Annotated in this window: 6 protein-coding genes; all 6 read right to left on the bottom strand. The window is 53.5% G+C overall.

The genetic code is table 11. The features are described 5' to 3' along the window. On the bottom strand, window positions 1-492 hold a 492-nt coding region (locus A918_RS21340), incomplete at its 3' end, for a translation initiation factor IF-2 associated domain-containing protein (RefSeq protein WP_028233732.1). Then, entirely contained in the window at window positions 489-1,142 is a 654-nt protein-coding gene (locus A918_RS20325; RefSeq protein ID WP_084664797.1) for an RNA-binding protein, read from the bottom strand. The genes A918_RS21340 and A918_RS20325, both read right to left, overlap by 4 nt. 305 nt (window positions 1,143-1,447) lie before the next feature. After that, window positions 1,448-3,061 (bottom strand): transcription termination factor NusA, encoded by a 1,614-nt coding sequence (gene nusA / locus A918_RS0112165; RefSeq protein WP_022711337.1) that lies wholly within the window; start codon window positions 3,059-3,061, stop codon window positions 1,448-1,450. Window positions 3,062-3,168: 107 nt separating this feature from the next. Next, window positions 3,169-3,846, bottom strand: a complete 678-nt coding sequence (gene rimP, locus A918_RS0112160; RefSeq protein WP_022711336.1) for a ribosome maturation factor RimP — start codon at window positions 3,844-3,846, stop codon at window positions 3,169-3,171. Between the two features lie 178 nt (window positions 3,847-4,024). Next, the gene (locus tag A918_RS0112155) at window positions 4,025-4,741 is read right to left on the bottom strand and encodes a tRNA (guanosine(46)-N(7))-methyltransferase TrmB (RefSeq protein ID WP_028233731.1); all 717 of its coding nucleotides are present in this window, start codon (window positions 4,739-4,741) and stop codon (window positions 4,025-4,027) included. 194 nt (window positions 4,742-4,935) lie between these two features. Next, on the bottom strand, window positions 4,936-6,201 hold the full coding sequence (gene metK, locus A918_RS0112150; RefSeq protein ID WP_022711334.1) for a methionine adenosyltransferase: 1,266 nt from the start codon (window positions 6,199-6,201) through the stop codon (window positions 4,936-4,938). Between the last annotated feature and the right edge of the window lie 205 nt (window positions 6,202-6,406).

Here is a 6,406-nt window from a genome sequence, read left to right as displayed (position 1 = left end):
ACCGGCCGGACGATTGCCCGCAGGGGCACCCGGACGGGGTGTAGCAGCCGGTGCTGCCGGACGGGCAGCAGCAGGCGCTGCAGGTTTAGGTGCAACAGGTTTTGCAACTGCGGCTTCTACAGGCTTGGCAGCCTGCGGAGCAACCGGTGCGCTTTCTGTTTTTGCAACAGGCGCAGCAGTTTCTGTAACAGGTGCAGGCTTAGGCGCATCTGCAATCACGGCCGGCTTTTCAGCAACCGGAGCAGGAGCAGCTTGTGCCGGTGTCGGAGCCGGTGCAACTGGCTGAACAGGAGCCGGAGCGGCTGCAGCTTCAGGTTTTTCGTCAGGACGGGTAAACTTACGTTTTTTCGTCTCAACAACAACCGACTTGCTGCGTCCGTGGCTGAAATTTTGCCGTACAGTGCTCTGTTCGACTCCTGGCCGCTTGATGGTCAGCGTCTTTTTTGTGTCGACGCTCAGCGTCTTGTCGTCGTTTGAATTACTGTCGCTCATTCTGATTCCGTTTCCTTCGCAGCAGTGGCTGCCAGATTTTCCAAGTTCGCTGCGCTCTCGCCGCGATATTTATGCAGCTGAAGCGCCCGCGTGACGAACCCGGTTGCTGCCGTTCCTTCAATCACGGCGGCATGTATTACATTTCCGCCGCCAAATGCCAAATCCATTTCATCCCCTGTAAAAAGGGAATAGGCTTTTATATCTGCTCCGGTTGCCATCTTCCTCGCATGACGCGCCTGATCCAGCTTTCGGATGCCGTCGGGAGCCGCTGTTGTCGCATGAAGCACCATTGTAACGCGGCCGGTACGCACAGCAGAATCAACTTTCGCCGATCCTGTCACCACAGCACCGGACTTTCTGGCCAGTGCTAGACTGCCCAGCGCGGATTTTGTCAATAGCCTGTCGACCAGAGAGCCCAAATCCGCCGGCACCGAAACTTGCGTTTTCAGTGCGCGGGGCAGCAGTTTGCGTTTAACCGCTTCATCAACAATATGCCGTTCTGCTTTAATCCAGCATCCGCGTCCGGGTAAATTGCGCTTCAGATCCGGTACAACACTACCGTCGGGTGCAGCCACAAACCGGATGAGATCTACAGCCGGGCCGCTCTCGCGCGTAACAATACAGGTCCTGTCGTTTTTATCCGGTTTCAACCAGAACTCCACTTCGCTCGAAAACAGCGCCGGTGGAGAGGAACTGTTTTCTACTTTAATATGAGTGCAAGGGCAAGAAGCCCTGCAATATGTGTGCGCAAGACAGCCGTAAACCGAGCGGTTCCGGCTGTATGCAGTTTGTCGGAAAACAGGCCTGTATCAAAAAAGCTGACACAGGCATTATTTCCGTTTTTATGACGCAATTTCGGACGGAAAACCGGTTTCCACTTTTCCTGAAATTGCTGTAGATGCCGATGCGCGGACATCAAAATCCGCCCGCGCGAGCGGCAGTTGCAAGATGCTGATTAAGCATCTGCCTGCTCTTCATCAACGCCTGTCGAAGCCAGTTCATTGGCAGCTTCTTCCAGCTGATCTTCTGTAATCCAGCCTGCTTTAAGGCGGGCTGCGAGAACCATCTGCTCTGCGTCTGTGCGGGAAACTTCAAACGGTGTCAGAACACCGGCATGAGTAACAGTTTCGCCGTCTTTACGCTCGCGCCAGCCCACGAGATCATCTACCGCATAACCGGCAAAATCATCCATGGTCTTCACGCCGTCTTCACCGACTGCAACAAGCATTGCACTGGTCAGACCCGGTACATCGCGCAATTCGTCGCTGACGCCCAGTTCAAGACGACGATCATTCAGATCGCTTTCGAGACGATCCAGATATTCTTTCGCACGATCCTGAATTTCGGCAGCAGTATCAGCATCGAAACCATCGATCGAGGCGATTTCGTCGCTTTCGACATAGGCGATTTCTTCAACCGAACCGAAACCTTCGGAAGCCAGAACCTGACCAACCATTTCATCCACATTCAGCGCTTCCATGAACAAAGCAGAGCGTTCTGTGAATTCTTTCTGGCGACGTTCGGATTCTTCGTTTTCCGTCATAATATCGATGTCCCAGCCGGTCAGCTGCGAGGCAAGGCGCACATTCTGACCGCGGCGGCCGATGGCCAGCGACAGCTGATCATCAGGTACTACAACTTCGATACGTTCTGCATCTTCATCCAGAACAACCTTGGCCACTTCCGCAGGCTGCAAGGCGTTAACGATGAAAGTCGCTGCATCCGGCGACCAAGGAATAATGTCGATCTTTTCGCCCTGCAATTCGCCGACAACGGCCTGAACGCGGGAACCGCGCATACCAACGCAGGCGCCGACAGGATCAATCGAGCTGTCACGGGACACAACGGCCATTTTGGCGCGCGAACCCGGATCACGGGCAACCGATTTGATTTCGATAATGCCGTCGTAGATTTCCGGCACTTCCATGGTGAAGAGTTTCGCCATGAATTGCGGATGGGTACGCGACAGGAATACCTGCGGGCCGCGTTGTTCGCGACGGACATCATAGACATAAGCGCGGATGCGGTCGCCGTAGCGGAATGCTTCACGCGGGATCAGTTCATCGCGGCGGACAATGGCTTCACCGCGGCCGAGATCAACAACCACATTGCCATATTCAACGCGCTTGACAGTACCGTTGATGATTTCACCCAGACGGTCTTTGAATTCGTCATACTGGCGGTCACGCTCAGCTTCGCGCACTTTCTGTACGATTACCTGTTTGGCGGACTGGGCAGCAATACGGCCGAAATCCATTGGCGGCAGCTGGTCGGCAAGGAAATCGCCTACTTGTGCATCCGGATTGCGTTCACGTGCGGATTCCAGAGCGATCTGTGTGGCGTAATCTTCTACAGTTTCAACCACTTCAAGCAGACGCTGCAGCTTGATTTCACCGCTCTTGGAATTGATATCCGCGCGGATATTGGTTTCCAGACCATAACGGGAGCGGGCAGCTTTCTGAATGGCATCGGCCATCGCTGCAATCACGATCTCGCGGTCAATGGATTTTTCGCGCGCAACCGCATCAGCGATCTGAAGAAGCTCTAGCCTGTTTGCACTGACTGCCATTGGTCTCTCCTTGGTGCAGCACCCGTTTTTTGCTTCTGGGTGCGAAAGCTTTTTTGTTTTGTCGCATTATCATGACAAGCAAATGAAGTCATTCGCCCGTGAAATGCTTAGTTGTCTTTATCGCTCTCCGGAGCATCGGCATTGCCGCTGTCCAGATTGAATTCATCACTCAATTCGTCGCCCGGAATACGGCCTTCGCGCAGAGCTTTGTCTTTGCGCAGCGCATCACGGATCAGATCATCGGTCAGGATCAGTCTTGCATCAGCGATCAGCTCAAAAGGAATTGTGGTCTGAGCTTCCGCGCCGTAAGTGGCCTGATCGGTTTCGAGAGTGACAGTCTCAGCTTCAACCTTGATGATGCGTCCGCGGAATTTTTTGCGGCCTTCATGGATCAGCGAGGTTTCAAGTTTGGCAATATGACCCTGCCAGTTGGAAAAGTCAGATTTGCGCACCATCGGGCGGTCAATGCCCGGTGAGGAAATTTCAAGGTGATATTTGCCGTCAATCGGATCTTCAACATCGAGAACCGGAGAAACGGTACGGCTGACAATTTCGCAATCTTCAACGGTCATGGTGCCGTCCGGACGCTCAGCCATAATCTGCAGGGTGAGGCCGTTGAGGCCGGAAAGACGCACGCGCACAAGACGGAAACCCGCAGCATTAATCGCAGGTTCGATCAGCGATGCCACTTTTGCATCAATACCCGTTTCACGGATAATGCGTGGTTCATCCTGTGTCGCGTCAAGCGCTGTAATGATCTGGTCCTGTTGTGTTTGTTCGTTCACCCTGTATTCCTTAAAATACGTGCAATAGGATTTCCGGTGGCAGTCTGCTCAGTTTTCAGTGTGTACCAAACAAAAAAGAGCGGGACCGGTGGGACCCACTCTTGTTCTACCGACCAAGAATTTGAGGCAACTATACAGAAAAAAGCCGCCTGTGACAAGCCTTGTCCTTGAGGACGAATTATCGTCTGATAAAGGTAAGGTAAGCAGCCTGACGGCCTTCACGGAAAGCTTTGGCTTCATAGCGTGTACCCGGCCATGCTTCATAAGGTGTATGCCAGTCGGCAGCACTTTGTGCCTGCCATTCAAATGCACCATGGTCGTGGCAATGTTGCAGCGTCCAGTTGACATATGTATCAATGTCGGAGGCAAAACGGAACAAAGCGCCGGGTTTCAGCACGCGGGCGAAACGGCTGAGGTTTTTCTGGCTGACAAAACGGCGCTTCCAATGTTTCTTTTTCGGCCACGGATCAGGATAAAACAGATCAATGCCGTCGAGCGATGCATCCGGTAGCCAGTCCAGCACCAGTGTGGCATCGTCATCATAAAGACGCAGGTTTGGCAGCGGATTGGCATCCTGTGCGCCAAGCATTTTCGCCATACCGTTGACGAAAGGCTCAACACCGATGAAACCGGCTTCCGGTTTGCGGGTGGCTTCATGCACCAGATGTTCACCACCGCCGAAACCGATTTCCATACGCACTTTGGAAACATCGGCCATAAACAGCGTGCGCAGATCCTGCGGCGCAGGGCTAAGGAGATCGAGTTTGAGCTGCGGCAACAGGTCTTCGCGCAGAAAACGCTGATGCGGGCGCAAAGGTTTGCCGTTACGGCGGCCATAAAAAGCTTCCGTCGCACGTGAGCCGCGTGGCTGTTGTTCAGAGGACTCTGCGCTCATGGCTTCATCCTTGAGGTCACAGTTGCGTTCAGTATCAGACATCGGCACGTTTCTTTATGGTTCAGATAATCGGAATAAGCCGCTTTACACATAATCAGCGACGGAAAGTCTACTGATTTTTGTGTGGCTGTTAAAGAAACAGGGCACCATGAGAGAAACATGGTGCCCTGAAATCCGGAATATGGAGAATGAAATCAGACCTTAAGCGCAGCTTTCAGTGCTTTGACCAGATCTGTCTTTTCCCAGGAGAAAGAGCCGTCGCGACCGGCTTTGCGGCCGAAATGGCCATAGGATGCGGTCTTGGCATAGATCGGTTTGTTAAGGTCGAGATGTTTGCGGATACCGGTTGGCGACAGATCCATGACCTGACGCAACGCTGTTTCCACATCGCTCTCGGCGACTTTGCCGGTGCCATGCAGGTCAACATAGACCGAGAGCGGCTGGGCAACGCCGATCGCATAGGACAGCTGAATGGTGCAACGGTCGGCAAGACCGGCAGCAATCACATTCTTGGCCAGATAACGCGCGGCATAGGCTGCGGAGCGGTCAACCTTGGTCGTGTCCTTGCCGGAGAATGCGCCGCCGCCATGCGGGGCTGCACCGCCGTAAGTATCAACAATGATCTTACGTCCGGTCAGACCGGCATCACCGTCCGGTCCGCCGATGACGAATTTACCGGTTGGATTGATGTACCAGTTGCAGTTCGCAGCAATCGGCAGATCACCGAGCGCTTCACGGATTACCGGCTCAACGACCTGACGGACTTTCGCGGAATCCCATGAAGCATCCAGATGCTGGGTCGATAACACGATCTGTGTGACTTCCGCAGGCTTGCCATCGGCATAGCGCACTGTGACCTGACTTTTGGCATCAGGGCCGAGCTTGCCATAGTCGCCTTCGCCTTTGTGGCGGGCGGCGGAGAGCAGCTCAAGAATTTTATGGGCATAATAAATTGGTGCCGGCATCAGATCCGGTGTTTCGCGGCAGGCATAACCGAACATAATGCCCTGATCGCCCGCACCTTCTTCACCCTGACGGTCGGCAGCATTATCAACGCCCTGCGCAATATCCGCCGATTGCGGATGCAGCAGCACGTCGATTTTCACATTGCGCCAGTTGAAGCCTTCCTGTTCATAGCCGATTTCACGGATGGCTTTGCGGGCAGCGGAACGGAAGCGGGAAGGGTTGATCTGCTTATGACCTTTGGCATCGAGCAGAATTTCACCGGCTTTGTCTTTTTTCAGGAATGTGTCCGGCACACGCACTTCACCGGCAATCACGACGCGGTTGGTAGTGGCAAGGGTTTCACAGGCAATACGTACAGACCACGGATCAACACCGGTTTTACGTGCTTCCTTGTAGATCATGTCTACGATTTCATCGGAAATACGATCGCAAACCTTATCCGGATGACCTTCGGATACCGATTCACTGGTGAAAAGATATGAACTGCGTGACACGGGAAACCCCTCTTGAAAATCTGCGGAGCATTGTACTCTCCGGAGAAACAGTTGCTTTCAGCATTGTGCATTTCTGCGCACGAACTGCTGATAATTCATTGCGCGCCGTTTTCAAACCGTTTCAGGCCGCTTTCAGAAAAGCCTGTCTGCCACGGAATGAAAGTGAAGCAATCGCTCTATAAAGAAATCAGACGTTATTTGCGCG

Origin of the sequence: Pseudochrobactrum sp. AO18b, assembly GCF_000409565.1 — a bacterium.
GTDB classification, from domain to species: Bacteria; Pseudomonadota; Alphaproteobacteria; order Rhizobiales; family Rhizobiaceae; genus Pseudochrobactrum; species Pseudochrobactrum saccharolyticum.
The sequence above is the reverse complement of the archived record's forward strand: the minus strand, read 5'-3'. Positions and strand labels throughout refer to the sequence as shown.